Origin of the sequence: Hyphomicrobium sp., assembly GCF_047600905.1 — a bacterium.
In the GTDB taxonomy this organism is placed as follows: Bacteria; Pseudomonadota; Alphaproteobacteria; order Rhizobiales; family Hyphomicrobiaceae; genus Hyphomicrobium_B.
The window spans coordinates 250074-276081 of the sequence record NZ_JASGKD010000001.1; the positions used below are offsets into that span (position 1 = coordinate 250074).

The following is a 26008-nucleotide window of genomic DNA, read 5'->3' on the forward strand; positions in this document are numbered from 1 at the left end:
GGTGAGGGATGACGGCATCGGTTCTGGGCATTGTCGGCGGCAGCGGGTTCTATCAACTGCCGGGGCTGAGCAATCCGGAATGGAAAGCGGTCGACAGTCCGTGGGGCGCGCCGTCGGACGAAATTCTGTTCGCCGAAATCGATGGTCTTCCGATCCGCTTTCTCCCCCGCCATGGCCGCGGCCATAAGCTGTCGCCGACCGGCATCAACTACCGCGCCAACATCGATGCGTTGAAGCGCGCCGGGGTGACCGATCTCATTTCCGTTTCGGCGTGCGGATCGCTGAAGAAAAAATACAAGCCCGGCGATTTCGTGCTGCCCGATCAGTTCATCGACCGGACGTTCGCGCGCGAGAAATCATTTTTCGGCAACGGATGCGTGGCGCACGTGGCGATGGGCGATCCGATCGGCCCGCTGTTGACGAAAGCGCTGGAAAAGTCAGCGAAGGCCGAGCGGATCAAGGTGCATAAGGGCGGCACGTATCTGGCGATGGAGGGGCCGCAGTTCTCGACACGGGCCGAGAGCAACCTCTATCGCTCATGGAATTGCGATGTGATCGGCATGACCAACATGCCGGAGGCGAAGCTCGCTCGGGAGGCCGAGATCTGCTACGCGAGCGTCGCCATGGTGACAGACTACGACTGCTGGCACGACGACCATCAGGACGTCGATGTCGCGTCGATCATCGCGGTGATGCGGGACAATACCGAAAAGGCGCAGCGGTTGGTCGCGCATCTGGCGCGCGATTTTCCGCGCGAGCATCCCGCATGTCCGATCGGATCGGATCGGGCGCTGGAAGTTGCGCTCATCACGCCGCCGGAAGCGCGGGATCCCGAACTGCTAAAAAAGCTCGATGCGGTTGCGGGGCGAGTGCTGGGGTAAGGCGATCGGCGCGCTTCATCATGGACACGAACAGCCGAATTCGTCGCGCACACATTAATGACGCGCTGGACATCGCGGCGTTCGTCGATATCGCCGGGCACGGCGTCGATCTCGACCAATGGATGACGGCACGCGATGGCGATGAATTGGTTTTTTCCGCTGCGCGCCGCCTCGTGACGGAAGATCTGAGTCTCCCGTATCACTATTCGAGAGCGCACATTGTCGAGGTCGGCGGCCGGGTGGCTGGCGGACTGATTGGCGGGCTGATAGCTAAGGAGGAGGCCGCGCAGGAAGGCGATCCAGCGCACGTCGAGCCGCTGATCGCATTGGAAAACCGCGTTCCGGGCTACTGGAACATTTTTGCCATTGCCGTCTATCCGGAGTTTCGCGGCCGGGGCCTCGCTTCAACGCTTCTCGACTACGCCGATCACTTGGCATTGCAGATCGGCGCCCGGGGACTCTCGATAGTCGCCGAAGACACCAACGCACGGGCCCGCGCCCTCTACGAAAAGAGAGGCTTCAAAATAGAGGCGTCATTGCCATGGATCGCCTTCGGCGGTCGCGTCGGCCCGAGCCAGTGGCTGATGCTCACTAAGCCGTTAGTCGACAGAGCTAATTCGGGAAGCTGATCAGGATCTTCATCTTGATCAGCCAGGGGAAGGCCAGCTCCAGCAGGTTGCCAAGTATCCACAGAGCAGCCCCGAGCAGGATCAAAGCTGGGATTGCGGCGAATACGGCCTTCAGGAAAAAGAGCATGAGCTCAACGAACGGAACGTCGATCTTCTTGACCGTGACCGGGCCTGCGGTTGCCGAACCGGGATTGAAGTCGGCCGACGCATAGATCTGCGGCTGTGGTTTCGGGCGCTCGTCCGACCCCATCGGCAGGCTCGGCGCGGCGGCGCGTTCCTGGGCGTCACGTTCGCGGGCCTCACGGGCCCGGGCTTCCTTTTCGCGTCTCAATGTCCGCGGCAGGTCTTCGGACTCGTCCAAGAGTGGGTCGAAATCTGGTCCTGCCATTGCCGACATGCCTGAAGATGCCATCACTTTTCCCTCAAGCATAAACTCTGAGGTCGTGCCAAATGATTAAGCACGACGGCGTTGCTCTAAATCTACCTTGAGGGGAGAGATATTGCTATTTTGCGCCGTCAATTTGACGGGAGTGGAGCAGGTGAAGAACTTCGACGGCCTTCAAGAACTCATTCGTACGATCCCCGACTATCCGAAACCCGGCATCATGTTCCGGGACATCACGACGCTGCTTTCCGATCCGAAAGGGCTGAAAAAAGCGATCAAAGGCATGGCAAAGCCGTTCGAAGACAAAAAAGTTGCCGCGGTCGCGGGCATCGAGGCGCGCGGCTTCATTCTGGGCGGGGCGATCGCGGATCGCCTGGAATGCGGCTTCATTCCGATCCGCAAGAAGGGCAAGCTGCCGTGGAAGACGATCGGCCAGTCCTACACGCTGGAATATGGCGTCGACGTGATCGAGATGCACGAAGATGCCGTCGAAAACGGGTCGCGGATCCTGGTGGTCGATGATCTGATTGCTACGGGCGGCACAGCGGAAGCGGCCGTTAAACTCATTCAGCGATCGGGCGGAAACGTGGTCGGGGCGACGTTCATCGTCGATCTACCGGACCTTGGAGGCATGAAGCGCCTCGATGACCTTGGTGTTACAAGTCATGCGCTCGTCGCATTCGGCGGGCACTAGGGGCCGGCCGTGGACCTGAAAAGCGAACATCTTCCCAACGCCCTCGATCGCATCGCCGCCTGGCGTTGCGATCCCTTTTCGGTCCAGAAATGTCCTGCCTGCGACGTCGCCGGCATCGAGATCATCGATCGGTCGGCGCGACCTTATTCGGAGTGGTATGCGCTGAAGTGCGGAGCCTGCGGTCTCGATGCCGCGCTCCACATCCCATTGCCCGGCCCCGCCGGCTATTGAGCATGGTCAACGGCGTACCAGAAATCGTTCTGTTGCCCGGCCTCGACGGGACGGGCGACCTGTTCGATCGTCTGGCGGAGCGGCTGGCGCCCGAACTTGCCGTGAAAGTTGTGCGCTACCCGCAGGATCCCTCGCTCGGATATGCCGGCTATGCCGAGATCGTGCGAAAGGAGATCGGTTCCAGAAACGTGTATCTGCTGGGTGAGTCGTTCTCCGGGCCGGTCGCCATTCGCGTTGCGACGCAGTTGCGGCGGCAGGTCAAAGGCATCGTTTTGGCTGCGACCTTCGTTAAAAACCCGTGGCCGTCCTGGTTCATCCGCCATGCGGCGCGCGTCGATCCGCAATCGACTCCGGCGAATATTCGTGACGCGATCCTGATGGGACCTTTCGGCGATCCGGAGCTTGCAGGCAAAGTCGATCAGATCGTTCGGTCACTGTCGCGGCCGGTCCGGGCGGCGCGATTGCGGGCCATCGCAGGGGTCGACGTGCGGGACGATTTCGCCCGGCTTTCGTGCCCCATCCTGGTGCTGCATGGTCGAGGCGATTGGCTGGTCCGCAAGTCCGCGATGCAGCGGGCCGTCAGTGAGCGGGGCCGCGCGCGCATGATCATCATTCCCGGTGCCCATATGCTGCTGCAGACGCGGCCGGCGGAAGCCGCAGCCGAAATCATTCACTTCACAAGGTCAACGGCGGAGGCACACTATGAAGCTTGACGGGGTGCCGTCGCGCACGATCTGGCTGGAGCCTGATGGCTGGTCCGTCGGCATCATCGATCAGACGCTGTTGCCGCACAAGCTGGTGCGGTTGTCGCTTAAAACAGTCGAGGATGCCGCGCGCGCCATCAAGACGATGCAGGTACGAGGCGCGCCGCTGATCGGGGTGACGGCGGCATACGGTGTCGCGCTGGCGATGCGCGTCGATACTTCGGATGCCAGCCTGGCGCGTTCTGTTGCGTTCCTCGGCGAGCAACGACCGACGGCGATCAATCTGCGCTGGGCGCTGGAGGATATTCGCTCAACGCTCTTGCCTCTCGCCCCCGCTGTTCGCGCGGCGGCCGCCTATGCCCGTGCCGCCGAGCTTGCGAACGACGATGTCGAGACGTGCCGCAGGATCGGCGTCAACGGCTTGAAGTTGATCGAGGAGATTTCGAAAAAGAAAAGCGGCCGGCCGGTCAACGTGCTGACGCACTGTAACGCCGGCTGGCTGGCTTGCGTCGATTGGGGAACGGCGACATCGCCGATCTATCACGCGCACGATGCGGGCATTCCGGTGCATGTGTGGGTCGATGAGACGCGTCCGCGCAATCAGGGCGCGGCGCTGACCGCGTTCGAGCTTTTGCAGCATGGCGTTCCCCACAGCCTTATTGCCGATAACGCCGGTGGACATTTCATGCAAACAGGCGAGGTCGATCTCGTCATCGTCGGAACGGATCGGGTAACGGCCAATGGCGATGTTGCGAACAAGATCGGCACGTATCTGAAGGCGCTGGCCGCGCATGATATGCAGGTGCCGTTCTACGTCGCGCTACCTTACTCGACGATCGATTGGCGGACGGAAAGCGGCCGGGAGATTCCGATCGAAGAGCGCAGCGAAGACGAGGTTTTGCGCGTGCACGGCAAACTCCCGGATGGGGAGGTGTCGTCGGTGCTGATTGCGGCGGAAGGGACGCATGCGCGCAATCCGGCCTTCGACGTGACGCCGTCGCGCCTCGTCACAGGGTTCATCACCGAACGCGGGCTATGTGCAGCATCGCGCGAGGGCCTTCTTTCGCTCTATCCCGAGAAGACGAACGCGGCGGCATAGAAACGTGAAACAACAAAGCGAAAAGAGCCTCAGAAAAGAAGTCATCGCGACCGCTCTCGAGATGAGCCGGTCGGGGCTTTCACCGGGGCGGGCCGGGAACGTCTCGTGTCGCTTCGGTGAGGGTATGCTGATCACGCCGACAGGGAAGCACTACGAAGATACGGACCCTGATGACATCGTCTTCGTCAATGAAGACGGGAGCGTTCCCGAAGGTCAGCTGAAGCCGTCGAGTGAGTGGCACTTTCATCTTGCGGCCTATCGCGTGCGGCCGGACAGGCAGGCCTTGGTTCATACGCATTCACTGCATGCGACCGTGCTCGCCTGTGCGCACAAGCCGATCCCGGCTTTTCATTACATGGTCGGAGTTGCGGGCGGGAAAGACATTCCATGCGTGCCTTACGCAACGTACGGTACGGAAGAACTCGCGCAGCATGTGGCAGTGGGCCTTCGCGACCGCGACGCATGCCTGATGGCCAATCATGGGCTGATTGCTTGCGGTGTTTCGCTGGCGCATGCGCTCGAACTTGCGCGAGAGGTGGAAGTTCTGGCCGAGCAGTATTACAAACTCCTTGTGCTCGGCGATGTGCATGTTTTGGATGACGCCGAAATGCTCAAGATTGTCGAGCGATTTAAAGGCTATGGCAGGAATGCTGAGCTAAATCAGAAGTGCAGATAGCAGTGAATGATCGACTACGGTCAGAATTTCAGCACCATAAGTTTGCCTTATAAGGAATTCCTGAACATTCGATTGGTGAAGTAAGTTTTTCTGATCTTAGGTCTCTTTGGTTTCCTCCAGGAAGGACGATCACATGACCGATATCGCGAAACTCACCACATCCGCAGGGGCTCCTGTCGCAGACAACCAGAATTCGCTGTCAGCCGGGCCGCGCGGTCCGCTGCTCATGCAGGATTACCAACTCATCGAAAAGCTCGCGCATCAGAACCGCGAGCGCATTCCCGAGCGCACCGTGCATGCAAAAGGATGGGGCGCTTACGGCACCCTGACAATCACGGGCGACATTTCGAAATATACCAAAGCAAAAGCGCTGCAGCCTGGCGCCAAGACCGACATGATCGCGCGCTTCTCGACAGTTGCGGGCGAGCTTGGCGCGGCGGACGCGGAGCGCGACGTGCGCGGGTTTGCGCTGAAATTCTATACGAGCGAAGGCAACTGGGATCTCGTTGGGAACAACACGCCAGTGTTCTTTGTGCGCGACCCGATGAAGTTTCCGGATTTCATTCATACGCAGAAACGGCATCCGAAAACGAACCTGCGTTCTCCAACGGCGATGTGGGATTTCTGGTCGCTGTCGCCGGAAAGCCTGCATCAGGTGACGATCCTGATGTCGGATCGCGGTCTGCCGGTCGGCGTTCGCAACATGAACGGCTATGGCTCGCACACATACTCTTTCCTCAACGCGCAGAATGAGCGCTTCTGGGTGAAATTCCATTTCAAGACGCTGCAAGGGCACAAGCACTGGACCAACAAGGAAGCCGTCGAGATCGTCGGACATACCCGCGAGTCGACGCAGGAAGATCTGTTCACCGCGATCGAGAGCGGCGACTTCCCAAGATGGAAGGTGCAGGTGCAGGTGATGCCCGAGGCGGAGGCCGATAAGCATTGGTACAATCCGTTCGACCTCACCAAGGTGTGGCCGCACGCCGATTATCCCCCGATCGACATCGGTATTCTCGAGCTCAACCGCAATCCCGAGAACTATTTCGCCGAGATCGAGCAGGCGGCTTTTTCGCCGTCGAACATTGTGCCCGGTATCGGATTCTCGCCCGACAAGATGCTGCAGGCGCGGATATTCTCGTATGCCGATGCGCATCGCTATCGGCTCGGGACGCACTACGAGCATCTGCCGGTGAACGCGTCGCGCTGCCCGGTTCATAACTATCACAAGGACGGCCCGATGCGGTTCTTCGCACCGGAGACTGGCAACGTCGATGCTTACTATGAGCCGAACTCGTTCAATGGCGCCGCGCAGGACAAGTCGGTTGCCGAGCCGCCGCTCAAGATTTCGGGCGACGCCGATCGCTTCAATCATCGCGACGGCAACGACGATTACCGGCAGGTGACGGCGCTGTTCAATCTCTTCAACAAAGAGCAGAAGGCGCGGCTGTTTTCCAACCTAGCCGAGGCGATGTGGGGCATTCCCGATTTCATCGCCGAGCGTCAGCTTGCGCATTTCAAGAAGGTGCATCCGGATTATGAGGCGGGTGTTCGCGCGGCTCTGGAGCACATGACGCGACAGAAAGCGTCAGAGACGGCGCAGCAGCAGAAGATGCCGCGAGGCGCGGAAGCGGCAGAGTAACCACGTTTCATCGCAACGCCGTATGCCTTTCGTGTACGGCGTTGCGTTTGGGAAGCGGTCTGCTTTCGTAAATTCGCGCGTGCTCAAGCCAGATCTGAATTCGGCAAATGTAATTGCGCGATCATACCGTCTCGCGACCAGGTCCTGCTGATGCGTCCTCCGACCGAGCCGACGATCCTGCCCACCATTTCGCTGCCGAAACCTTGCTCACGGGGCTCCGTCAGAATCGGTGGCCCCCCGCTTTCGGACCACAGCAAGCTCAATTCCTGGTCGTTCATCGCCCAATTTATTGAGACGGCGCCTTCGTCGGAACTGAAGGCTCCGTATTTCACCGAGTTCGTTGCGAGCTCGTGCAGAAAAAGGGCGATGGTGGTCAAATTCTTGTGGCGGACAGAGGTTTGACTTCCAGAGGCGCTATAGCGATTGCCGTACGGCTTCAGCACTGAATGGACGAGGGAGCCGATATCAAGCCGCGAATTGGCGACGTTTTTGATCTCCGATAGTGGGAAGGCCACCTCGGAGGCGCGGGACAGCGCACCGATTTTCGCACGCAGGATTTTGGTTGCGCTTTGTGAAGCATCGTCTCTGCCAGCTTCCTTTTCCGAAATAGTTATGAGAGCGGAAACGATTGCGAAAACATTTTTTATGCGATGCTGCATCTCTTGAGAGAGAAGCTTTTCGCGGCTGACCGCATTCTCCAAATCTCTTTCAAGCTCGGTCTTTGCCGTTACGTCGCGCGAAACGCAAAGAATCGAGAAGACGTTACCGGTTGTGTCGACGACCGGGGTCAGAAGATTGTCCCAGTGCTGAGTCCCCTTCGGAGAATGGCTTTGGCCCGGGAAACGGGCGCTTTGTCCTGTCGCCGCCGTGCGCAGCGCCTCGAGGCCCGATTGATGGACGCCTGGCGGAAGCAGTGGAAGCCACAGCATGCCAAATTCGGAATCTTCTGGAACGCCGAGCGCCTTGCAACCTGCCCGATTCATCATCAAAAGCCGACCATCGACCGACAAGATCTTGATGCAATCGGGCGTCGCATCCAGCATCGCTTTCTGCAACTCGGAGAGATGGTCGCCGGTGTTTGTCGGAATAACCGGAAAAAGAATGCTCTTGTAGACGCCGGCCGCAAACTCCAAAACCCGTACTCCAGCGAATAGCGCGACTTAACAGCGTTCCACGCTAAGACAGTGCCCCACCTCCTACAACTTTACATCTGTTCGACTTTAGTTGCACGATCTGAGCAGAGCCAAGCTGTGTGTCGCGCGATGGGGCACATCGCGAGTATTTCGGCGCCATATTTGCGGACGGCGCATAGGCCGCGACACTCCTGCAACTCCTCTCCGCCGCCGCGCGTTGCCTGATTGGTGCCAGATTGAAAGAGGAGCGCGTCATGCCGAGAGGCGATAAGTCGAGCTATACAAACAAGCAGAAGCGCAAGGCCGAACACATCGAGGAGGGCTACGAGCAGCGCGGCGTCGGCAAGGGAGAGGCCGAGCGGCGTGCGTGGGCGACCGTTAACAAAGAAAGCGGCGGCGGCAAGAAGAGTGGCTCGGGCCGCGGCAAGACCGAAACGCATACGGCATCGCGGCGCGGCGGCCGGATCGGCGGCAAGGCGTTGGCATCACGACCGGCAGCCGCGCGCAGCGCCTCGGCGCGGAAAGCAGCCGCCACGCGCAAACGGCGCGGAAGCTAGCAAGACGCGATCAAGCGTTGCGGAAATAGGGCTCCACTTTGCCTTTGAGCTTCAGCGTCATCGGGCGGCCTTTGCGATCCCTGGCGTTTCCGGCGGCGACGCGAATCCAGCCTTCGCTGATGCAATATTCCTCGACGTTCGTCTTCTCGGTGCCGTTGAAGCGGATGCCGATGTCGCGCTTTAGAAGTTCTTCGTTGAAGAACGGGCTGGCTGGATCATTGCAGAGGCGGTCGGGAAAGTTTTCGGACATGTCGGATCGTCCTAGTTGGCGAAACGGAAGTGCATGACGTCGCCGTCCTGGACGACGTAGTCCTTGCCTTCGAGACGCATTTTTCCGGCTTCTTTAGCACCAGTTTCGCCATTGCCGGCGACATAATCGCCGTATGCGATCGTTTCGGCCCGGATGAAGCCCTTTTCGAAATCGGTGTGGATGACGCCCGCGGCCTGCGGCGCCTTGGTGCCGCGCGTGATCGTCCAGGCGCGTGCTTCCTTCGGGCCGACGGTGAAATAAGTTACGAGGTCGAGCAAACTGTAGCCTGCGCGGATCAGACGATTGAGGCCCGGCTCGTCCAATCCCATCTCGGCGAGAAAGGCGTTGCGGTCTTCCGGCGCGAGGCCGGCAAACTCGCTTTCGATTTTCGCCGAGATGATCACCACAGCGGCACCTTCGGCTTTGGCGCGATCCTCGACCTGCTTGGAGTAGGCGTTGCCGTTGGCGGCGGCGGTTTCTTCGACGTTGCAAACGTAGACCACCGGCTTCGATGTCAAAAGCTGAAGCGCGCGGAAGGTCGGCATTTCTTCCGCTGTCATCTTGGCGAGGCGGGCGGGCTTGCCTTCACGAAGGAGCAGCAATGGCTTTTCCATCACGGCGAACTGGGCCTTGGCTTCCTTGTCGCCGGATTTCGCTTTCTTCTCGATTTGCGCGATCCGTTTTTCTAGGCTTTCGAGATCGGCGAGCATCAGCTCGGTTTCGACGACGTCGGCGTCGGCGAGCGGATCGATGCGATTTTCGACGTGGGTGATGTCCTCATCGACGAAGCAGCGCAACACGTAGGCGACGGCATCGACCTCGCGAATGTGCGAGAGAAACTTGTTGCCGAGGCCTTCGCCTTTCGAGGCGCCGCGGACGAGGCCGGCGATGTCGACGAATGTCAGGCGCGTCGGCAGGATCTCCTTGCTGCCGGCGATCTTGGCCAGCGTTTCGAGGCGATCGTCTGGGACAGCGACCTCGCCGACGTTCGGTTCGATCGTGCAGAAAGGATAGTTGGCAGCCTCGGCCTGTGCCGTTTGTGTGAGCGCATTGAAGAGGGTTGACTTGCCGACGTTCGGCAAGCCGACGATGCCGCATTTGAAGCCCATGGTGGGGAGATATCCGTTTAGGTTGTGGCCCGTGGGTTAAGCGAGTGGGGGCCTATTGTGAAGCCTTGTCGGCGCCGTCTGCGGCCCTATGGCTCACCGTTTGAATTTCGCAAACGCGAATGCTGAATAACGTGAGGGCGCAGGGAGGTTGGTTGTTCCTGACATGGCATCCGCCAATGCCTCGGAAATGTGGGCGCCTTCGTCGGCTTGGCGGACGGCGATGACAATGAACGGCCGCTGCCAGCTGGTGTCGGTGTCTTCGCAGTCGGCGCAGGGATCGACGTAGCGACCGAGGTTCAGCGTCCACATCGGGATACGATCACCGAGCGCCGACTGGACCCACCGTGCGGTGCGAACTGAGCGTTCGGCGCCGCGCTGCTCCTCGCGCGCGACATCGCCTTCCTGGCTTGCCAGTCCGACGGCGATCAATCCGAGCGCGGAGCCCAGACCTTGGCGCAATTGCGGAGCCAGGACTTCGTCTTGAATTTCATCTGCCGAGAGGCGGCGATCGTCTTTTGCGAGTTCGGTCGTCGAGCCGCGCACCCAGCCGTAATTCTTGGTCAGCACGACGACATCGAATACGGCGCGGCGGCCTTGGCGGTCTGTGCCTTCGATCGGGAATACGAGCGTGCGATCGTTCCAGCGCTTGGCGATGATACGGCGAACGCCGGTCTTGTCCTTATCATTCGCGAGATACGCATCCCAGGCGACGCTGGCGAAAACGCCCGTGGTGAACAGCAGGATCAGCGCGCCGAGGATCCAATCGAAAGTAGATCCCGAGCCGTCGCGCGCGCGGCTATCTTCCTGATACTCGGACATCGACAGCTCCGCGCGTTACTCGATTGCTCAGCGGTTTTCGTCGCCGGATTTTCGCGAGCTGAGCCATTTTTTCAAGTTCTCGGCGAGCGCAGACTGACGTTTGGACGCGCGTTCACCGGCAGGGTGTGGCGCCGATGCCTTCGGTTGCGGACGAGGCTGCTGCGGTGCGCTCTCGGGTTTATCCTGTTCGCTCTGGGATTTGAGAGCGACGTCACTTAGGAAACGCGCATCGTCGCCCTTTGCGAGATAGGTGGCGGCATCGGAGACGGCATCGAGCAGGGCGTCGAGCCAGCCGCGCTCGGATTTCGCGAAATCGTTCAGGACGTAGTAGACGACCGCGTCTTTCGAACCCGGATGACCGATGCCGAGGCGTACGCGCTTGTAATCGTTTTCGATGTGGGCAGTGATCGAGCGCAGGCCGTTGTGACCGGCATTGCCGCCGCCAACTTTGACCTTAACCTTGCCCGGCGCCAGGTCGAGTTCATCGTGGAAGACGTAGACGTCGGAGAGCGGAATTTTGAGAAAGCGCTGGGCTTCGCCGACAGAGCGACCGCTTTCATTCATGTAGGTTTCGGGCTTCAGGAGCGTGACGCGCTCGCCGCCGATCGTGCCTTCCGACATGAGGCCTTGAAACTTCTTGCGCCAAGGTCCGAAGCCGTGACGGTCGGCAATCCGGTCGACCGCCATGAAACCGATGTTATGGCGGTTGGCGCGATACTTATCGCCCGGGTTACCGAGGCCGACGAAGAGCTTCATTTTCGATTGCCCCTTCCGACTCCCCTCCGGGGAGCCGGCCGGAAGGGGCGAACAGCCAACGTCGAGACCGACGCGATCAAATGATGATCGCGCCGGCTCCTTGGGTTCTTACTTCTTCGCGGCGGGTTTGGCGGCCGGAGCGGCAGCCTTCGCTGCCGGAGCAGCCTTGCCAGCAGCCGCGGGAGCGGCCTTGGCACCGGCGGCAGGAGCAGCACCCTTGGCGTCCGCAGCCGGAGCGGCGGCGGCATCGGTGGCCGCACTCGCGGCTTCGTCGTCACCCTTCAGGGCGCCGGCGATCGTGGCGATCGTGAAGTCGCGGCTCTTGATAACGGGTGAGACGCCTTCCGGCATGGCCACAGCCGAAATGTGGATCGAGCGGCCGATTTCCATGCCTTCGAGATTGACTTCGAAGAAGCGCGGGATCTTGTCGTAGGGGCAGAAAACCTCGACGTCGTGGCGCACGATGTTGAGGACGCCGCCGCGCTTCAAACCTGGCGACAGCGTTTCATTGACGAAGTGCACCGGGATCGAGACGCGGATCACGCCGTCCTTGCCGACGCGCTGGAAGTCGACGTGCAGCGGCGTATCGCGGACCGGGTCAACCTGGACGTCGCGGGCGAGCACGATGTGCTTCTTGCCTTCGACGTCGAGTTCGATCGCGGTCGAGGTGAAGTGGCCGCGCAGGACCTGCTTCCACAGTTCGTTGTATTCGAGGTTGATGGTCTCAGGGGTTTCCTGGTTGCCGTAAATGACGGCGGGCACATTTCCATCGCGGCGAGCTTGGCGTGCGGCCCCCTTGCCGGCACGCGGGCGCGCCGTAGCCTTGAGCGTGATGAGCTCAGACATGGCATCGTCTCCGAGTGTTAAAGGCTCTGCTGCCTATCAGAAGAGCCAAAAGCCGCTTGCCGGCCTCCAAGGGTGCCGGGCGGCGTCTCAGGAAAGTCTTTCTTGAGATGGCGCGTGTATACCTGGGGTTGCCGGGACGCGCAACGGCCGTATAGGCGAGATTTCGCCATGCAACTCGCGGCTCCGCACTGGTAAGGTGCCAGAAAAATCATCATATTGGGGCAGATAAACTGGAATCGCGGCGTTCAGCCGCCTGTTGTGGTCGCCGGAGAGCCCCGAACCCATGATCAAAAAGCCGAGCAAACGCCGGAGCGCGGCCGACCAGGACAAGATCATCGTCGAAGCGCTGCGCGGCGTCGGCAAACCGGTGAGCGCCTACGAGCTGATCGAGCAGGTGCGGGCCAAAGGCGTCAGTGCACCGCCGACCGTTTACCGGGCCCTGCAACGTCTGATCGACGACGGGCTGGCGCATCGGCTCGAAAGCCTTAATGCGTTTGTCGCGTGCGATCATCCCCACCACAGCGGCAAAGCCGTTTTCGCGATCTGCAACTCCTGTGGAACCGTGAAGGAATTCGATAGCCCGGCGGCGGTGAAAAGCCTGCAGACCTGGGCGGGCAAGAACGATTTCAATATTCGTTCGATGACGATGGAAATTCGCGGCCGCTGCGGGGATTGCACGGCCGGTCACGATTGACGCCGGGCGACGAAACAGCGCCAATGGCGGCCAGTGCGGGTTCGGGCCGAGGGTGTGTTGGGAAAAGCCTAGTAGAAGAGGCTTGAGACGCTTTCTTCGCGGCTCGTGCGGAGGATCGCCTCGCCGATAAGGGGGGCGATCGAGATGACGCGGATGTTGCGCGCGGCTTTCACGGCCTCGGTCGGGAGGATCGAATCCGTGATGACGAGCGATTTCAGCCGCGAATTCTGGATGCGGCTTACGGCGCCGCCCGATAGCACGGCGTGCGAAATGTAGGCGGAGACTTCGGTCGCGCCATTCTTCAAAAGAGCCTCGGCGGCGTTCACGAGCGTGCCGCCGGAGTCGACGATGTCATCGATCAGGATGCAGCGTTTACCGTCGACCTCGCCGATGACATTCATGACTTCACTCTCGCCGGGGCGCTCGCGGCGCTTGTCGCAAATCGCGATCGGGGCAGAGATGCGCTTGGCTAGGGCGCGGGCGCGGACGACGCCACCGACGTCGGGCGAGACGACGACGATATCGTCGGTGTTGCCGTACTGCTCTTCGATGTCGCGCGTCATGACCGGCGCAGCGAAGAGATTGTCGGTCGGAATATCGAAGAAGCCCTGAATCTGGCCGGCGTGGAGATCGAGCGTCAGAACGCGATCGGCGCCGGCGCGCTCGATCAGGTTGGCGACGAGCTTGGCTGAGATCGGCGTGCGCGGCCCAGGCTTGCGGTCCTGGCGGGCGTAACCGAAATAGGGAATGACCGCGGTGATCCGCCGGGCTGACGAGCGTTTCAGCGCGTCGAGGAGGATCAAAAGCTCCATCATGTTGTCGTTGGCGGGAAAGGACGTCGACTGAATGACGAAGACGTCCTGTCCGCGGACGTTCTCCTGGATCTCGACGAAGATCTCCATGTCGGCGAAGCGCTTCACCTGGCCCTTGGCCATCGGCAACTTCAGATAGGAACAGATCGCCTCGGCGAGGGGCCTATTGCTGTTTCCTGCAACGATTTTCACGCCCAGCTTCCCTCGGCCGTCCTGGTTCCGGGAGTCACCCTTGGAATCGAAAGGCATTTGCGCTCCAGAAACCTTATCATTTGCGGGCTTGTAGCAATTGGGCCCGGACGATTCAACCGTCCGGGCCCAGGGTTATCCATACCGGTGCAGCCAGGGGAAGCCCCGGCCGAGCGTTTGGTTATTCAACGCTTTTCGCTGGTAACAGCTTGATAATGCCTTGTGCGGCGGCCGCAGCCGCGGCGTCGGCTGTCTTACCCCAAGCCCCGTCGAGAGATCCGGTGGGCACTTCGTTCTTCTGCGACACGGTGCCAAGCTTTTTGCCGGACGGGTCGATGACGTTCCAATCGATCTGAATAGGCTGCTTGCCATCCTTGCTGGCGCCCATCGCGACCTTGCCGACGACCTTATAAGCCTGAGAGTCGGGTACGGTTGAGAGCTTCAGGCCATTCTTCGAGAGTTCGCGCTGGATTGCGGAGGTCAACGTCGAGCTGCCGTCGCCGGGAGCCCCGGTTACGAGCGGCACGACGGCGGATACGGGACCGGAAGACGTTATGCTGCCGGTAGTCGGGGCCGCCGGCTCGGTCGAAGCAGTTGCGATCGACGATGGTTTCGGCGGCGGCGCGTTTGCGGCGACGTTGGTCGACTGGGTGTTGATGTTAGAGGCGACGGGAACGCTGCCGCCGGTCGCGATCCAGCTCGTGATCTGCTTCGACGTCTTGTCGGAAATCCTGCCGATGACAGCCGGTGTGACGGCAGACCAAGGATCTTTTCCGGCGCCCGGCACGACTTCCTCGCCGGTGACGCGATGAACGCGCTTGCCGCTCTGATCGGTCACGTCCCAGATGTAGGAGATCTTGGCCTTGGACTTTTCGCGTGCGGCGACAACGTATCCGCGCACGACGTATTCACCGGTCTCGTTGCCAGCGGTGACGACCGTCAGGCCCTCACGGCCGATGGCGGATGCGAGCTGCGACTGCATATCGCGCGCGACGTTCTCAGGCGAACCGATGACCGGTGCGATCTGAAGCTTGGCACTTTGCGTGGGCGATGCCGACGGAGATGTCGGAATTGCCAGCGACGTCTGGGACGAAGGCGTGCCGCCGCCCAGGATGTTCGGTGTCGATCCGCAGCCGGAGAGCCCAGCGGTTACGATCGACGCCAAAAGAATTGACCCGATCGTCCAAAGACGTGTTCGGCGCTCGCGCACCCAAGCAGAGCAAAAGGTCGCCACTCGACGTCCCCCCTTATCCAACCGCGACTTCCCGGCGGCCGGAACTCCTTACCCCCGCGGCCTGAACTCCTCTGATTACTACCGGAACTGACCTATTCCCTCTAGATCAGCCCCGAACTGCCCGTCCAGACGGGCGCTCGGCGAAACTGTTATCGACCGGTGTAAACGCAGGCGTTGCCTCGGACTTCCCTGTGGATTGTGCCGTTAAGCCACGACGATGGCGGAGATTTGACGGCCATAATCCAGTTCCCCGACGTGAGTTTTACGCCTGTAGCTGAAGAAAAGCGATTCGTTCTTGCAGGTGCAGAGCGCAACGTCGTCGATGCTGCCGACGCCGGCTTGGCGAAGCCGCATCGCAACAAAGCCCGGCAGGTCGAAATGAGGCCGCGCGCCAAGCGCCGGATGGCTGAAGAACATGCTGAACGCCGGGTCTCGTTCAACGAACGTTGTTTCGAATTCGGGGCCGACCTCGTAGGCGGCCTGGCTGATGCAGGGTCCGATGGCTGCGGCGATGCAGTCGCGGCGCGCGCCAAGGCGTTCCATCTCCGTGACCGCGCTGCCGATGATGTCGTCGATCGCGCCGCGCCAGCCGGCATGGGCGGCTGCCACGACGCCAGCTTCGGCGTCCGCGAGCAGGACAGGAGCGCAGTCAGCGGTCAGGATGCCGATTACGAGCCCTGGCGTTCGCGAGATCACCGCGTCGGCGTGCGGGAGGGTGGCACGTGAGGGTGTTTCCGTGACCTCAAGCGCCGTCGTGCCGTGCTCCTGGTAGAGCGTGACGACGCCGCCGCCGAATTTCTCGTCGCAACCGAGGTGTTGGCCGATCCGGTGGCGGTTCTCGGTCACGCTTTGCTGATCGTCGCTTGATCCCCAGCCGCAGTTGAGGCTGGCGTAAAGTCCGGTTGAGACGCCACCCTCGCGCGTGAAGAAGCCGTGACGAATGCCCTTCACGCCTGCGAGGTTCTGCGCTTCGACGGGCTTCAGCATCATGGCGTGTTGGCCTTCGTCATGCTGGCCCCGCAGCCGCGCTCGGCGCACGCGAGGCGCTGAAGCCTGGGAGCGACGGCAACCCTGCGGATCGTGCGGCGAGCACCTTGAAACGCGATCCCATGCCATTCGGGGCGAGGAGGCGAGCGACTCCCGTTTCGATTTCCGAGGCACGGGCCGGATTGGCCGACATCAACCGCGAGGCACGCTCGACGATGCCGAGGGCGCCAAGAAATTCCGATTGTGTCACCGGGCCGTCGAGCGCGAGGCCAGCGCGATGCAGGGTCGAGGCGAGATCGTAGAAATTGACGTGGACGGTGAGGTCGGCTTCGCCGGGAGAGGTCAGAGGCGACTCGTACTTATGATTGCGGACGGCCTGCAGGGTGTCTCCGGCGGCCGGGGTCGTGTGACCGTAATCGATCATCAGGAAGGCGATCGGACCGCGCTCGGCAAGTGCTTGCAGCGCGTCGGCGAGTTGATCGAGGCGCTGGGTTTCGATGACGGTTCCGGGCGGCGCGTCGGGGAGAAGGGCCTCGAAGGCTTCGCGCGGGCAATCGCCGTCGATGGCAGCAAACTGCAACTCGCCGTTGGCATCGAGCGTAATGGCACGAATGCGCCAGCCTTTCGGCGTCTTGATCCACTGGGCGACGGGCCAGGAATCGAGGAATTCATTGGCGAATATAATCGCGGGTGGATTGAATTCGTCGAGTTCGCGTCCCCAGCTCAGAAGGTTTTTGAAATCGGAAAGCGTCTCGGTTTGCATTTCGATCAGCGCTTCGCTGGCCTCGACGAGGTGCACGCGGGCGACGCTGGAGAAGCCGGGGACGATGCGGGCGGCGCGAAGCACGTCTCGCATCATGGTGCCGCGTCCCGGGCCGTATTCGACGATCGTAATGGGGTTTGGAGCGGCGAGAACGCCCTGCCAGACGACACCCGCCCAGACGCCGAGCAGTTCGCCGAAGACCTGGGAGATGTCGGCGGCGGTGATGAAATCACCGGAGGCGCCGAAAACCTGGCGGCGGCGATAATAACCGTGCTCGGCATCCCAAAGACATGCCGACATGTAGGTATCGATCGTCATCGGGCCGTCGCGGCGGATCTTTTCCTTGATCCGGCGAGCCAGCGGAGTATCTCGCCGTGCCTCGCTGTTGCTCACACCGGGGCCTTTCCGGGCTCATCGTTTTTGCGAGCAGACCAGATCAGATAGATTCCCAGAACGACCATCGGCACGCAGTAAAGCTGGCCGGCGGTGAACGGTCCGATGTTCATGAGATTATAGGTTTCCGGTTCACGGAAGATTTCCGAGAAGCTGCGCGCGATGGCGTACCATATCATCCAAATTCCGGTCGTGAGCCCCGGTCGCTTGAGCGTGAAAAAGTGGTGCGTGGCAATGCGGATGATGATGAACATCACGATGCCTTCAAGGGCTGCTTCGTAGAGTTGACTCGGATGGCGCGGGTTGTCGCCGCCGTTGGGGAAGACCATGCCGACCCATGCGTCGGTGACGCGGCCCCAGTGTTCGGAATTTATGAAATTGGCGATGCGGCCGAAAAAAAGCCCAAAGGGAGACGATGCGCAGACGAGGTCGGCGACCGATCGGGCCGATACCTTGTAGATGTTGGCGAAGGCGATGATCAGGAGGGCGCAAGCGATGACGCCGCCGTGGAAGCTCATGCCGCCCTTCCAGACCTTGAAGATCTCGGCAGGGTTGGAGAAGTAGAAATCAGGATCGTAGAGCAGCACCTGGCCCAGACGACCGCCGATGATGATCGCGCCCGTCATGTACAAGAGAAGATCGTCGATCCGTTCCAGGGTCAGGGGAGGATTGCCGCCCGACCAGAGGCGCGGCGTCGAAACGAGCTTTCGGATATAATACCAGCCGAGCAAAAGCCCGGCCATGTAGGATAGGCCGTACCATTTGACGGATACGGGACCCAGGTGGATCGCGACGGGATCGATATCGGGGTAGGTCAGCAAGGCGAGGGGCGTCATTGGCTCTCCGCAAATGGCCGTATCGATCGACCAGCATTATCCGGCCGGGGTGCGTTGTTTGGGAACCCTTCTGCAATGTCAAGACGATAAGGGGCGCGGCGAAGGTTACGGCGCCGTATGCTTGCAGCCATGGGCGCCAATCGCCATAGTTGAAACAAACCCCTTATCCGAGATCGCAAATGACCCAGACGACAAACAAATTCTTCGACGACTTTGCCAAGCTCATGACGGACGCGGCGGGTGCGGCAGACGGCTTCAAGAAGGAAACCGAGGCGATTTTCCGCGGACAGGCAGAGAAGTTTCTGCGCGACATGAATGTCGTGAACTCGTGAGGATTTCGAAGCGGTGCGCGAAATGGCGCAGAAGGCGCGTCAGGAGAACGAGGCGCTCGCTGCCCGCATCGCGGTGCTCGAAGCCCGGATCGCGAAGCTTTCGCCATAGGGTGACGGGGTCGCGCGGCGGCATCCACAGCTTCGGTGGCTTTTCACCAGCAATCGTGGGCGTGAGGGCTATTAGACTCTGTTTTGCCAGCGCTTTGCCACTTTGACCGTGGACAAGATTTTCCGGTCCGCCGGGTCAGCTTGCGACTCGCAGGGGCGTCTGGTTTTGTCCGGCGCAGCAGCACGAAAGCGGCGCCATCGTGGGGCTTAACTTGCGCCGTTGCTTCGTGGCCATCCCGGCGCGCGGCAGAGTGGAGAGCGATATCAATGGCAGTTGCGGAACAGGGTTCTGACCGCGTTCTCAATCCGATCGATCTGATCGAGCAACTTGCCCATGGGCATGACTGGCCGTGCGAGCGCGCGAGCGATGAAGAGATGACGCTGATCGTCGCCGGGACCTGGGCCGACTATCACATCTCGATCAACTGGCGCGACGATCTCGAAGCATTGCACCTCGCGTGCGCGTTCGATTTCCGCGTGCCGGAAAACCGCCTGACCGAGATGTACCGCCTGATCGCCCAGATCAACGAACAACTATGGCTCGGCCACTTCGATCTTTGGACGCAGGAAGGCCTCGTCATGTTCCGCCATGCGCTGCTGCTCAATGGGGCGGTCGCGACGGTGCGGCAGTGCGAGGCGATGCTGAAAGCCGCGCTCGAGGGCTGCGAGCGCTATTACCAGGCCTTCCAGTTCGTTGTGTGGGCAGGTAAGGAAAGCCGCGAAGCTCTGGTGTCGACGATGTTCGAAACGCAAGGGCAGGCTTAAGCCGGGGCGTTTCCTTTCCCGGCCGCTTTCCAAGGTGACCGGGTCATGGCTCTCAAACTCAACGGTTCCGTCGTGCTTGCGGGTGCAGGCAAAATGGGCGCCGCCATGCTCGCCGGGTGGCTGGAGCGCGGGCTCGATCCGTCGCAGGTCATCATTCAAGAGCCGCACCTGTCCGGAGCCGCGCTAGAGTTGGCGAAGACGCACGGGATCAAATCGGCGACGACGATTGAACCGCAGTCGCGGTCGCCGGCCGTGATCGTCGTCGCGGTCAAGCCGCAGGTTATGGAGGACGTATTTCCGCCGCTGGCGAAGATCGCCGGGCGCGACACGGTCGTCATGTCGATTGCGGCGGGAAAGACGATTGCAAGTTTCGAACGGCATTTGCCCGTCGGCACGGCTGTCGTGCGTGCCATGCCCAACACACCGGCTGCGATCGGGCGGGGGATTACGGGCGCGGTCGCGAATTCGCATACGTCGGCGGCGCAGAAGGACATCTGCGAGAGCCTTCTGCGCGCGGTGGGAGACGTCGTGTGGGTGCCGGACGAGAGCCTGATCGACGCGGTGACCGCGGTATCGGGCTCAGGCCCGGCTTATGTTTTCCTGTTGGCGGAAGCCCTCGCCGATGCCGCGGTCGCCGCGGAACTCGATGCGGAAACGGCCAAGCGGCTTGCCTGCGCGACGGTGTCGGGGGCGGGTGAACTCTTGCATCAATCGGGATTGGATCCGGCAACGCTGCGGCAGAACGTGACGTCGCCGGGCGGCACGACAGCGGCGGCGCTCGCCATTTTGATGCGCGAGAAAAACGGCCTCAAGGACCTGATGACGGAAGCAGTGCTGGCGGCACAAAAGCGTGGCCGCGAGCTCGGACGTTGACCAGGCTGGGATCCGATCTATCCGAGGCTCGCGGCCCTATTGTTGCGTTCCGATGGGTTGGCGACCCGAAACAAGCGTGCGGAACGATCGATCCTAGTGACTGCAGGCATTGGAGGACACCTTGCCGAAGTCGGACGGGAAACCGTGCCAGAACCGATGCCATCAGAGTGTAACTTCATAACATAACAGTCAAATCACAAGGACGTGTTTGCGCGTCAACCCGACGGACGTCGGAAAGGAAATTTTCCTACTGCGGCAAGGAGATAATCGCGCGGAGACCGCCCATCGAGCTTTCGCCGAGAGCGATCTCGCCGCCGTGGCTCTTGGCAATATCGCGGGCGATGACGAGGCCCAATCCGCTGTTGCCTTCGTCCTGATTGCGGGCGTGATCGAGACGGTAAAACGGACGGAAGACGTTCTCGCGCTCGTCCTCGGGAATGCCGGGGCCGTTGTCATCGACTTCGATGCGGACCCAGCGTCCTTCGGGTGCGACGCGGATGATGACGCGGTCGCCGAAACGCGCGGCATTGGTCACGAGATTCATGATGGCGCGCTTTAGCGCCTGTCGTTTGAGAGGCAGGACGATGTCGCCCTTGCTCTTGCGGATCTTGAGGTCGATCGTGCAGGCATAGATCGAGGCGTCGTCGACGATCTCTTCAAGCAGCTCTTTCAGATTGGTCGGTTTCGCTTCCTCGCCGCCGTCGCCCTTGGCGAAGGCCAGATAGTCTTCGAGCATGTGCTGCATTTCGTCGACGTCGCTGGAGAGCGCTCTGGTCTCGGGCGTGTCTTCCAGCAAAGCGAGTTCGAGCTTGAAGCGGGTCAGAACCGTTCTGAGATCGTGGCTGACGCCTGCGAGCATGGTCGTGCGCTGCTCAACGTGCTGCTTGATGCGGTCGCGCATCTGAAGGAAGGCTAGCGCGGCCTGCCGGACCTCGCGGGCGCCGCGCGGACGGAAATCTTCAGGGATGCCGCGGCCCTTGCCGAAAGCGTCGGCAGCGTCCGCGAGCCTGAGGATCGGCCGGATCTGGTTGCGCAGAAACAGGATCGCGACGGTCAGCAGAATGACGGAGGATCCGACCATCCAGAGCAGGAAGATATGCGAGTTGGAAGCGTACGTCTGGCTGCGCGTCGCGACGAAGCGCAAGATCGCATCGTCGAGCTTGACCCGGATTTCGACGTTCTGATCGCCGACCGTGTTGATCCAGAACGGCAGTTGCACGCGCTTGCGCAATTCGTTCGAAAGGGCGCGGTCGAGCAGGCGGAAAAACGGCTTCGGGCCTGGCGGCGGCAGGTCGCCGTTGGGCAGAACTTCCATCGAAAGATTCAAGCGTTCGCGGGCAAGATCGATGATCTTTTGCGGCCCCTCGGTCTTTCCGATCTCCTGGTAGATTTCAATAACGGCGGCGATGTCGCGCGCCGTCGCTTCCGAAAGGCGGCGCGTGACCGCCTGCCAATGGCGTTCCATGAAGGCGAAGGCGATGACGCCTTCGAGAACGACGATTGGCGTGATGATGATGAGAAGGGCGCGGGCATAAAGGCCCTTCGGCAGCATCTCTCCGCCGAGGCTCAGGATGCGCAGCACGATCGGATGCTCGCGAAAACGCCGATACCGCGCGGCGAGGCCGCCGTCCTCCGGTGTCGTTTCAGGCACAACGGCCATCAGGTGCAATCCGTCCTGGGTTCGCGAGAGTGCGCGCGTTGCTGCGGTCAATCGGTGTAGAGGATGTAGCCCTTGCCACGAACCGTCTGCAAATAGACCGGGTTCGAAGGATCGGCCTCGATCTTGCGTCTCAGTCGATTGATCTGCACGTCGATTGCGCGCTCGCTGCCGGTGCTGTCGTCGCTGGAAAGCTCGTGACGTGGAACGGCAACGCCGATGCGCTGGGAGAAGAGGCGCAGCAGATCGCGCTCGCGTTCCGTCAGCTTGATCGCTTCATCGTCACGTTTGAGTTCGCCGCGGGTGATGTTGAAAACACAGCCGCCCATGCGGATTTCGTCGCGCGGCGCGGTTTGCGCCTGGCCCCGGCGAAGAATGTTGCGCACGCGGAGCAGCAGTTCGCGCGGGTCGAAAGGCTTCGAGACATAATCATCGACGCCGGCTTCGAGGCCGGAAATGCGATCTTCGGCTTCCGCGAGCGCAGTCAGCATGCAGATCGGCACCGGGCGCGTCAGCTTCAGGTCACGTGCAAGCGAGAGACCGCTTTCGCCCGGCATCATGACGTCGAGCAGCACCAGATCGAACGCCAGCCCGCGCATGAACGCGCGAGCGGTGGCGGCGTCGGAGGCTTCCGTCACGCGGAAGCCGTTGCTTGAAAGAAAGCGGCCGAGCAGTCCCCGGATTTTCTGGTCGTCGTCGACGACGAGGATGTGCGGGGCATTATCGGCCAGAGGCTCGGTTCGGTCCTGCGCCATCAGAGATCTCGTGAGTTGCAATCAGGTTCAGCGGCAGGCGACGTGCGCTGCCTTCGGATAAGGGTTTCGACCTGGGGCCTGTCCTTCTCGGCGATCATCGCAAATAGAAAGTTCTTTGCGACCTCGTCGGATCCCGATCCGATCTCGGCGAGAGCGCCCTCGATCCGTTTGGCCTGGATTTGTGTCAGTTTATCGGTCAAGCGCGCGCCCTTTGCCGACAGGTAAAGGCGGCGTTCGCGGCGATCCTCGTTTCCCGCCTTCTGGATGATGAAGCCTTCATCTACCAGTTGCTTCAAGACACGCGCCAGCGACTGTTTCGTGATCTTTAAAATGTCGAGCAATTCCGCAACCTTCAGGCATGGATTGCGATGGACGAAATGCAAAACCCGATGGTGTGCGCGGCCAAAACCATATTGCTCGAGAATGGTGTCGGGGTCGCAGGTGAAGCCGCGATAAGCGAAGTAAAAAAGCTCGATGCACGCGATCAGGTCGGCGCTCGGTAAGCGGCGCCCGTCGTCTGCGGGGGAGGGCTGTCGTACAGCTGCGTCGCGGTGGTCCGCCGGACCTTCTGACGTTATGTCAGTCATGTTGACTTATTGGCCTTGATTGTATTCTGTTGCAAGCCAAATTGCTGGCTTGTCCTGCAGGTCCCAAGTTCTGACGCGGCGCGCTGAAAATACCGGATTTTCCGGTCATTTCGAGTTGCTTGCCGCATCGGATCGCGCGACATACACCGGCGCTTCATGATCGCCAACGATAAACACCAGGAAGGATAACACTGGGATGGCCGACCTTATTCCCTTTCACGATCGCGACGGGTTTATCTGGATGGACGGCGCACTCGTCCCCTGGCGCGACGCTAAAGTCCATGTCCTGACGCACGGCCTGCATTACGGCAGCTCGGTTTTCGAAGGCGAGCGGGCATACGACGGCGAAATCTTCAAGTTAACCGAGCATTCGGAGCGGCTGGTCGAAAGCGCCCGCATCCTCGACTTTACGATTCCGTATACCGTCGCGGAAATCGACCAGGCGTGCCGCGATGTGGTCGCCGCCAACAAGCTGTCGGATTGCTACGTCCGCCCCGTGGCATGGCGCGGCAGCGAACAGATGGGCGTCTCGGCGCAGAACTCTAAAATTCACCTTGCGGTCGCCGCTTGGGATTGGGGCTCGTATTTCCCCATGGAGCAGCGGTTGAAGGGCATCCGCATCACCAATGCCGTCTATCGCCGGCCGGATCCGGCGTGCGCGCCATCGAAGGCCAAGGCTGCGGGCCTCTACATGATCTGTACGATCGAGAAACACCGCGCCGAGCGCGCCGGCTATTCCGACGCCTTGATGCTCGATTGGAAGGGACGCGTGGCGGAATGCACCGGCGCCAATGTCTTTTTCGTCAAGGACGGCGTCATTCATACGCCGACCGCCGACTGCTTCCTGAACGGCATCACGCGTCAGACGGTGATAGGGCTTGCGAAGGCACGCGGTATAACGGTTGTCGAACGCGATATCATGCCGGAAGAGCTGGCAAGCTTTAGCGAGTGCTTCATCACGGGAACGGCTGCAGAAGTAACGCCGGTTTCCGAGATCGGGCAGCACAAGTTCAAGCCGGGCACGATCACCGAGACGCTGCTTCACGACTACATGGAAATGGTGAAGCCGAAGAAGCGGGTTGCGGCCGAGTAAGGCCGCAATCATCCGTTTTGTTTGCAGCGCGAACGTTCGATGAGGAAGGGATTTTTCGGCCTGCTAGGCGCTGGTCTTAGCGGTGCGGACACGTGTCTCGACTTCCGCCGACGGCTTGCGGAGCATCAGCGGAGCGCAGACGGCGAAGAGGAAAAGCGCGATGGCCATGCCGATGACGGCAATCGTGGCGGAGGAAAGCGGTTTGCCGAGCCAAGCTGCGCCTAGTTCGATAATTGCGCTCCAGAACACCGCAGGGATGAGAGAGGCGATTGCGACACCCACCAAGCGCGCAGAACCTGACCTCTCCCCAACGCGCTTGGGGCGATCGATCGTCGGTATTGCCGCAGTCGAAACGGTTCGCATGGCGATATCCCTGACACTCGCCTTTAATCTGATTCTCCTCACATCCAGCCATTTCAGCTTGGGTGTGCGATTGCCCCAAACGCTAAGCCGGCCGCCTTCAATGCTTCGTTAAGAAGATCGTTAAATTGCGTGCAGCCGATGGCAGAGCGCCGAATTCCGCGACTTTTGCAGCGCGAAAAGTCCAATTCGATTGGCGTACTGATCGTTCCCTATTTTTATCTTTGATGATGAGAAAGCATCATATGTCGCAGCTCAAGTCTCAATCAATAGTTGTGGCACGTTATTAACGCATCTTAGCGGTGTTGTTAACGTTTTTCGCTCGCCTCTCGCCGGGGCAAAATGGGAGTTTCGGCATGCAATTTTTGCCCGCAGTACCGATTTTGAGAATTTTCGACGAGGCGAAGGCCAAGGAATTTTACTTGGGTTTTCTCGGGTTCAAGCTCGATTGGGAACATCGCTTCGAGCCTGGCATGCCGCTTTATGCGCAAGTTTCCCGGGGCGGGGCGGTGCTCCATCTCTCGGAACATCACGGTGATGCTTCGCCCGGCAGCGCTGTGAGAATTGCGGTCGATGACATCGACGGCTATCACGCAGAGATCATGGCGAAGGGCTACAAATACATGCGCCCCGGCATTGAGCAGATGCCGTGGGACACGCGCGAGATCAAAGTGCTCGACCCGTTCTTCAATCGGTTGATGTTCTTTTCGCCGATCAAGAAAGGCTGAGATTGGCATGCGCGTGTCGAATACGGTCGACATCGACGAGTCTGAACTCGAGGAGCGGTTCGTCAGGGCGTCAGGGCCGGGCGGGCAGAACGTCAACAAGGTGTCGACCGCGGTCGAGCTGCGCTTCGACTTCGCATCGAACACGTCGATCCCGGAATTCGCACGCGAGCGACTGAAGCGTCTCGCAGGGCGCAGGCTGACAGGCGAGGGTATCATCGTCATCCAGGCAGATCGCTTTCGCAGCCAGGAGCAGAACCGCGCCGATGCCCGCGCACGCCTCGTCGAACTCGTGGAAAAAGCGCTGTTGCGGCCCAAACCAAGGATCAAGACCAAGCCGTCGCGTGGGGCACGCGAGGAGCGCATGAAAGCAAAGACCGTACGCGGCAAGGTCAAGAAAATGCGCAGCCGCAAAGTCGATTTCGACTGAGTGG

The 26008-nt window shown here is 60.7% G+C and carries 31 protein-coding genes and 1 pseudogene; 16 read left to right on the forward strand and 16 right to left on the reverse strand.

Going from position 1 to position 26008, the window contains the following annotated elements; translation table 11 throughout:
- Nucleotides 1-8: 8 nt before the first annotated feature.
- A complete protein-coding gene (locus tag QM780_RS01305) occupies nt 9-881 on the forward strand; it encodes an S-methyl-5'-thioadenosine phosphorylase (protein WP_415068678.1) in 873 nt (290 codons plus the stop codon).
- 20 nt (nt 882-901) lie between these two features.
- A complete protein-coding gene (locus QM780_RS01310; RefSeq protein ID WP_415068679.1) occupies nt 902-1510 on the forward strand; it encodes a GNAT family N-acetyltransferase in 609 nt (202 codons plus the stop codon).
- On the opposite strand, the gene QM780_RS01315 is transcribed toward QM780_RS01310, so the two are convergent.
- Nucleotides 1494-1871 carry a hypothetical protein gene (locus tag QM780_RS01315; protein ID WP_415068680.1) on the reverse strand — a complete coding sequence of 126 codons (378 nt, stop codon included), beginning with the start codon at nt 1869-1871 and terminating at the stop codon, nt 1494-1496. The genes QM780_RS01310 and QM780_RS01315 overlap by 17 nt on opposite strands.
- 178 nt (nt 1872-2049) lie before the next feature.
- Between QM780_RS01315 and QM780_RS01320 the strand changes: the two genes are divergently transcribed.
- The 6 genes from QM780_RS01320 (at nt 2050) to QM780_RS01345 (ending at nt 6941) form a co-directional block, all read left to right on the forward strand.
- Nucleotides 2050-2589 carry an adenine phosphoribosyltransferase gene (locus QM780_RS01320; protein WP_415068681.1) on the forward strand — a complete coding sequence of 180 codons (540 nt, stop codon included), beginning with the start codon at nt 2050-2052 and terminating at the stop codon, nt 2587-2589.
- Nucleotides 2590-2598: 9 nt separating this feature from the next.
- Nucleotides 2599-2820 carry a hypothetical protein gene (locus QM780_RS01325; RefSeq protein ID WP_415068682.1) on the forward strand — a complete coding sequence of 74 codons (222 nt, stop codon included), beginning with the start codon at nt 2599-2601 and terminating at the stop codon, nt 2818-2820.
- Nucleotides 2821-2822: 2 nt separating this feature from the next.
- Entirely contained in the window at nt 2823-3533 is a 711-nt protein-coding gene (locus QM780_RS01330) for an alpha/beta fold hydrolase (RefSeq protein WP_415068683.1), read from the forward strand.
- Nucleotides 3523-4623 carry an S-methyl-5-thioribose-1-phosphate isomerase gene (gene mtnA, locus QM780_RS01335; protein ID WP_415068684.1) on the forward strand — a complete coding sequence of 367 codons (1101 nt, stop codon included), beginning with the start codon at nt 3523-3525 and terminating at the stop codon, nt 4621-4623. Before QM780_RS01330 ends, mtnA begins: the two co-directional genes overlap by 11 nt.
- A 4-nt stretch (nt 4624-4627) precedes the next feature.
- Entirely contained in the window at nt 4628-5299 is a 672-nt protein-coding gene (locus tag QM780_RS01340; RefSeq protein WP_415068685.1) for an L-fuculose-phosphate aldolase, read from the forward strand.
- A gap of 133 nt (nt 5300-5432) precedes the next feature.
- Nucleotides 5433-6941, forward strand: a complete 1509-nt coding sequence (locus QM780_RS01345) for a catalase (protein ID WP_415068686.1) — start codon at nt 5433-5435, stop codon at nt 6939-6941.
- A gap of 83 nt (nt 6942-7024) precedes the next feature.
- Here the strand turns inward: QM780_RS01345 and QM780_RS01350 are convergent, their stop codons facing one another.
- The gene (locus tag QM780_RS01350) at nt 7025-8074 is read right to left on the reverse strand and encodes a PAS domain-containing protein (RefSeq protein WP_415068687.1); all 1050 of its coding nucleotides are present in this window, start codon (nt 8072-8074) and stop codon (nt 7025-7027) included.
- Nucleotides 8075-8328: 254 nt separating this feature from the next.
- Between QM780_RS01350 and QM780_RS01355 the strand changes: the two genes are divergently transcribed.
- Complete coding sequence (locus QM780_RS01355; RefSeq protein WP_415068688.1) at nt 8329-8631, forward strand: plasmid stabilization protein; 303 nt, start codon at nt 8329-8331, stop codon at nt 8629-8631.
- A gap of 10 nt (nt 8632-8641) precedes the next feature.
- Here QM780_RS01355 and QM780_RS01360 read toward each other — a convergent pair whose 3' ends face one another.
- The 5 genes from QM780_RS01360 to QM780_RS01380 all read right to left on the reverse strand — a co-directional run bounded on the left by QM780_RS01360 (nt 8642) and on the right by QM780_RS01380 (nt 12411).
- The gene (locus QM780_RS01360) at nt 8642-8881 is read right to left on the reverse strand and encodes a DUF3297 family protein (protein ID WP_415068689.1); all 240 of its coding nucleotides are present in this window, start codon (nt 8879-8881) and stop codon (nt 8642-8644) included.
- 11 nt (nt 8882-8892) lie between these two features.
- Nucleotides 8893-9990: a redox-regulated ATPase YchF gene (gene ychF / locus QM780_RS01365; RefSeq protein WP_415068690.1), complete on the reverse strand. Its 1098-nt coding sequence runs from the start codon at nt 9988-9990 to the stop codon at nt 8893-8895.
- A 93-nt stretch (nt 9991-10083) separates the two neighbouring features.
- Nucleotides 10084-10809, reverse strand: a complete 726-nt coding sequence (locus tag QM780_RS01370; protein WP_415068691.1) for a hypothetical protein — start codon at nt 10807-10809, stop codon at nt 10084-10086.
- Between the two features lie 27 nt (nt 10810-10836).
- Nucleotides 10837-11565, reverse strand: coding sequence for an aminoacyl-tRNA hydrolase (gene pth / locus QM780_RS01375; RefSeq protein ID WP_415068692.1), 729 nt, complete (start codon nt 11563-11565; stop codon nt 10837-10839).
- 108 nt (nt 11566-11673) lie between these two features.
- Entirely contained in the window at nt 11674-12411 is a 738-nt protein-coding gene (locus QM780_RS01380; RefSeq protein ID WP_415068693.1) for a 50S ribosomal protein L25/general stress protein Ctc, read from the reverse strand.
- A gap of 283 nt (nt 12412-12694) precedes the next feature.
- Here QM780_RS01380 and QM780_RS01385 point away from each other — a divergent pair, with 283 nt between their 5' ends.
- Nucleotides 12695-13105 carry a Fur family transcriptional regulator gene (locus tag QM780_RS01385; RefSeq protein ID WP_415068694.1) on the forward strand — a complete coding sequence of 137 codons (411 nt, stop codon included), beginning with the start codon at nt 12695-12697 and terminating at the stop codon, nt 13103-13105.
- Between the two features lie 68 nt (nt 13106-13173).
- Here QM780_RS01385 and QM780_RS01390 read toward each other — a convergent pair whose 3' ends face one another.
- The 5 genes from QM780_RS01390 to lgt all read right to left on the reverse strand — a co-directional run bounded on the left by QM780_RS01390 (nt 13174) and on the right by lgt (nt 18319).
- Nucleotides 13174-14109: a ribose-phosphate pyrophosphokinase gene (locus QM780_RS01390; RefSeq protein ID WP_415068695.1), complete on the reverse strand. Its 936-nt coding sequence runs from the start codon at nt 14107-14109 to the stop codon at nt 13174-13176.
- A gap of 178 nt (nt 14110-14287) precedes the next feature.
- A complete protein-coding gene (locus QM780_RS01395; RefSeq protein ID WP_415068696.1) occupies nt 14288-15340 on the reverse strand; it encodes a hypothetical protein in 1053 nt (350 codons plus the stop codon).
- 204 nt (nt 15341-15544) lie between these two features.
- Nucleotides 15545-16327 carry a peptidoglycan editing factor PgeF gene (gene pgeF / locus QM780_RS01400; protein ID WP_415071956.1) on the reverse strand — a complete coding sequence of 261 codons (783 nt, stop codon included), beginning with the start codon at nt 16325-16327 and terminating at the stop codon, nt 15545-15547.
- 19 nt (nt 16328-16346) lie between these two features.
- Nucleotides 16347-17483, reverse strand: coding sequence for a class I SAM-dependent methyltransferase (locus QM780_RS01405; RefSeq protein WP_415068697.1), 1137 nt, complete (start codon nt 17481-17483; stop codon nt 16347-16349).
- Nucleotides 17480-18319 carry a prolipoprotein diacylglyceryl transferase gene (gene lgt / locus QM780_RS01410; RefSeq protein ID WP_415068698.1) on the reverse strand — a complete coding sequence of 280 codons (840 nt, stop codon included), beginning with the start codon at nt 18317-18319 and terminating at the stop codon, nt 17480-17482. The genes QM780_RS01405 and lgt overlap by 4 nt, the downstream gene beginning before the upstream one ends.
- Nucleotides 18320-18498: 179 nt before the next feature.
- Between lgt and QM780_RS01415 the strand changes: the two are divergent.
- The 3 genes and pseudogenes from QM780_RS01415 to proC all read left to right on the forward strand — a co-directional run bounded on the left by QM780_RS01415 (nt 18499) and on the right by proC (nt 20397).
- Nucleotides 18499-18760, forward strand: a pseudogene (locus QM780_RS01415) (accessory factor UbiK family protein).
- Between the two features lie 266 nt (nt 18761-19026).
- Nucleotides 19027-19524: a YbjN domain-containing protein gene (locus QM780_RS01420; protein ID WP_415068699.1), complete on the forward strand. Its 498-nt coding sequence runs from the start codon at nt 19027-19029 to the stop codon at nt 19522-19524.
- A 45-nt stretch (nt 19525-19569) separates the two neighbouring features.
- Complete coding sequence (gene proC / locus QM780_RS01425) at nt 19570-20397, forward strand: pyrroline-5-carboxylate reductase (RefSeq protein ID WP_415068700.1); 828 nt, start codon at nt 19570-19572, stop codon at nt 20395-20397.
- A gap of 247 nt (nt 20398-20644) precedes the next feature.
- Here the strand turns inward: proC and QM780_RS01430 are convergent, their stop codons facing one another.
- From QM780_RS01430 to QM780_RS01440, 3 genes are read right to left on the reverse strand one after another with little or no spacing between them, the layout of a single operon-like run.
- Complete coding sequence (locus tag QM780_RS01430; protein WP_415068701.1) at nt 20645-22057, reverse strand: ATP-binding protein; 1413 nt, start codon at nt 22055-22057, stop codon at nt 20645-20647.
- Nucleotides 22058-22104: 47 nt separating this feature from the next.
- Nucleotides 22105-22809: a response regulator transcription factor gene (locus QM780_RS01435; protein WP_415068702.1), complete on the reverse strand. Its 705-nt coding sequence runs from the start codon at nt 22807-22809 to the stop codon at nt 22105-22107.
- Entirely contained in the window at nt 22809-23396 is a 588-nt protein-coding gene (locus QM780_RS01440) for a MarR family winged helix-turn-helix transcriptional regulator (RefSeq protein ID WP_415068703.1), read from the reverse strand. Before QM780_RS01440 ends, QM780_RS01435 begins: the two co-directional genes overlap by 1 nt.
- Nucleotides 23397-23592: 196 nt before the next feature.
- On the opposite strand from QM780_RS01440, the gene QM780_RS01445 reads away from it, so the two are divergent.
- Nucleotides 23593-24489, forward strand: a complete 897-nt coding sequence (locus tag QM780_RS01445; RefSeq protein WP_415068704.1) for a branched-chain amino acid aminotransferase — start codon at nt 23593-23595, stop codon at nt 24487-24489.
- Between the two features lie 63 nt (nt 24490-24552).
- Here the strand turns inward: QM780_RS01445 and QM780_RS01450 are convergent, their stop codons facing one another.
- Complete coding sequence (locus tag QM780_RS01450) at nt 24553-24852, reverse strand: hypothetical protein (RefSeq protein WP_415068705.1); 300 nt, start codon at nt 24850-24852, stop codon at nt 24553-24555.
- Nucleotides 24853-25205: 353 nt separating this feature from the next.
- On the opposite strand from QM780_RS01450, the gene QM780_RS01455 reads away from it, so the two are divergent.
- Nucleotides 25206-25577: a glyoxalase superfamily protein gene (locus QM780_RS01455; protein ID WP_415068706.1), complete on the forward strand. Its 372-nt coding sequence runs from the start codon at nt 25206-25208 to the stop codon at nt 25575-25577.
- A gap of 7 nt (nt 25578-25584) precedes the next feature.
- Complete coding sequence (gene arfB / locus QM780_RS01460) at nt 25585-26004, forward strand: alternative ribosome rescue aminoacyl-tRNA hydrolase ArfB (protein WP_415068707.1); 420 nt, start codon at nt 25585-25587, stop codon at nt 26002-26004.
- Nucleotides 26005-26008 lie beyond the last annotated feature (4 nt).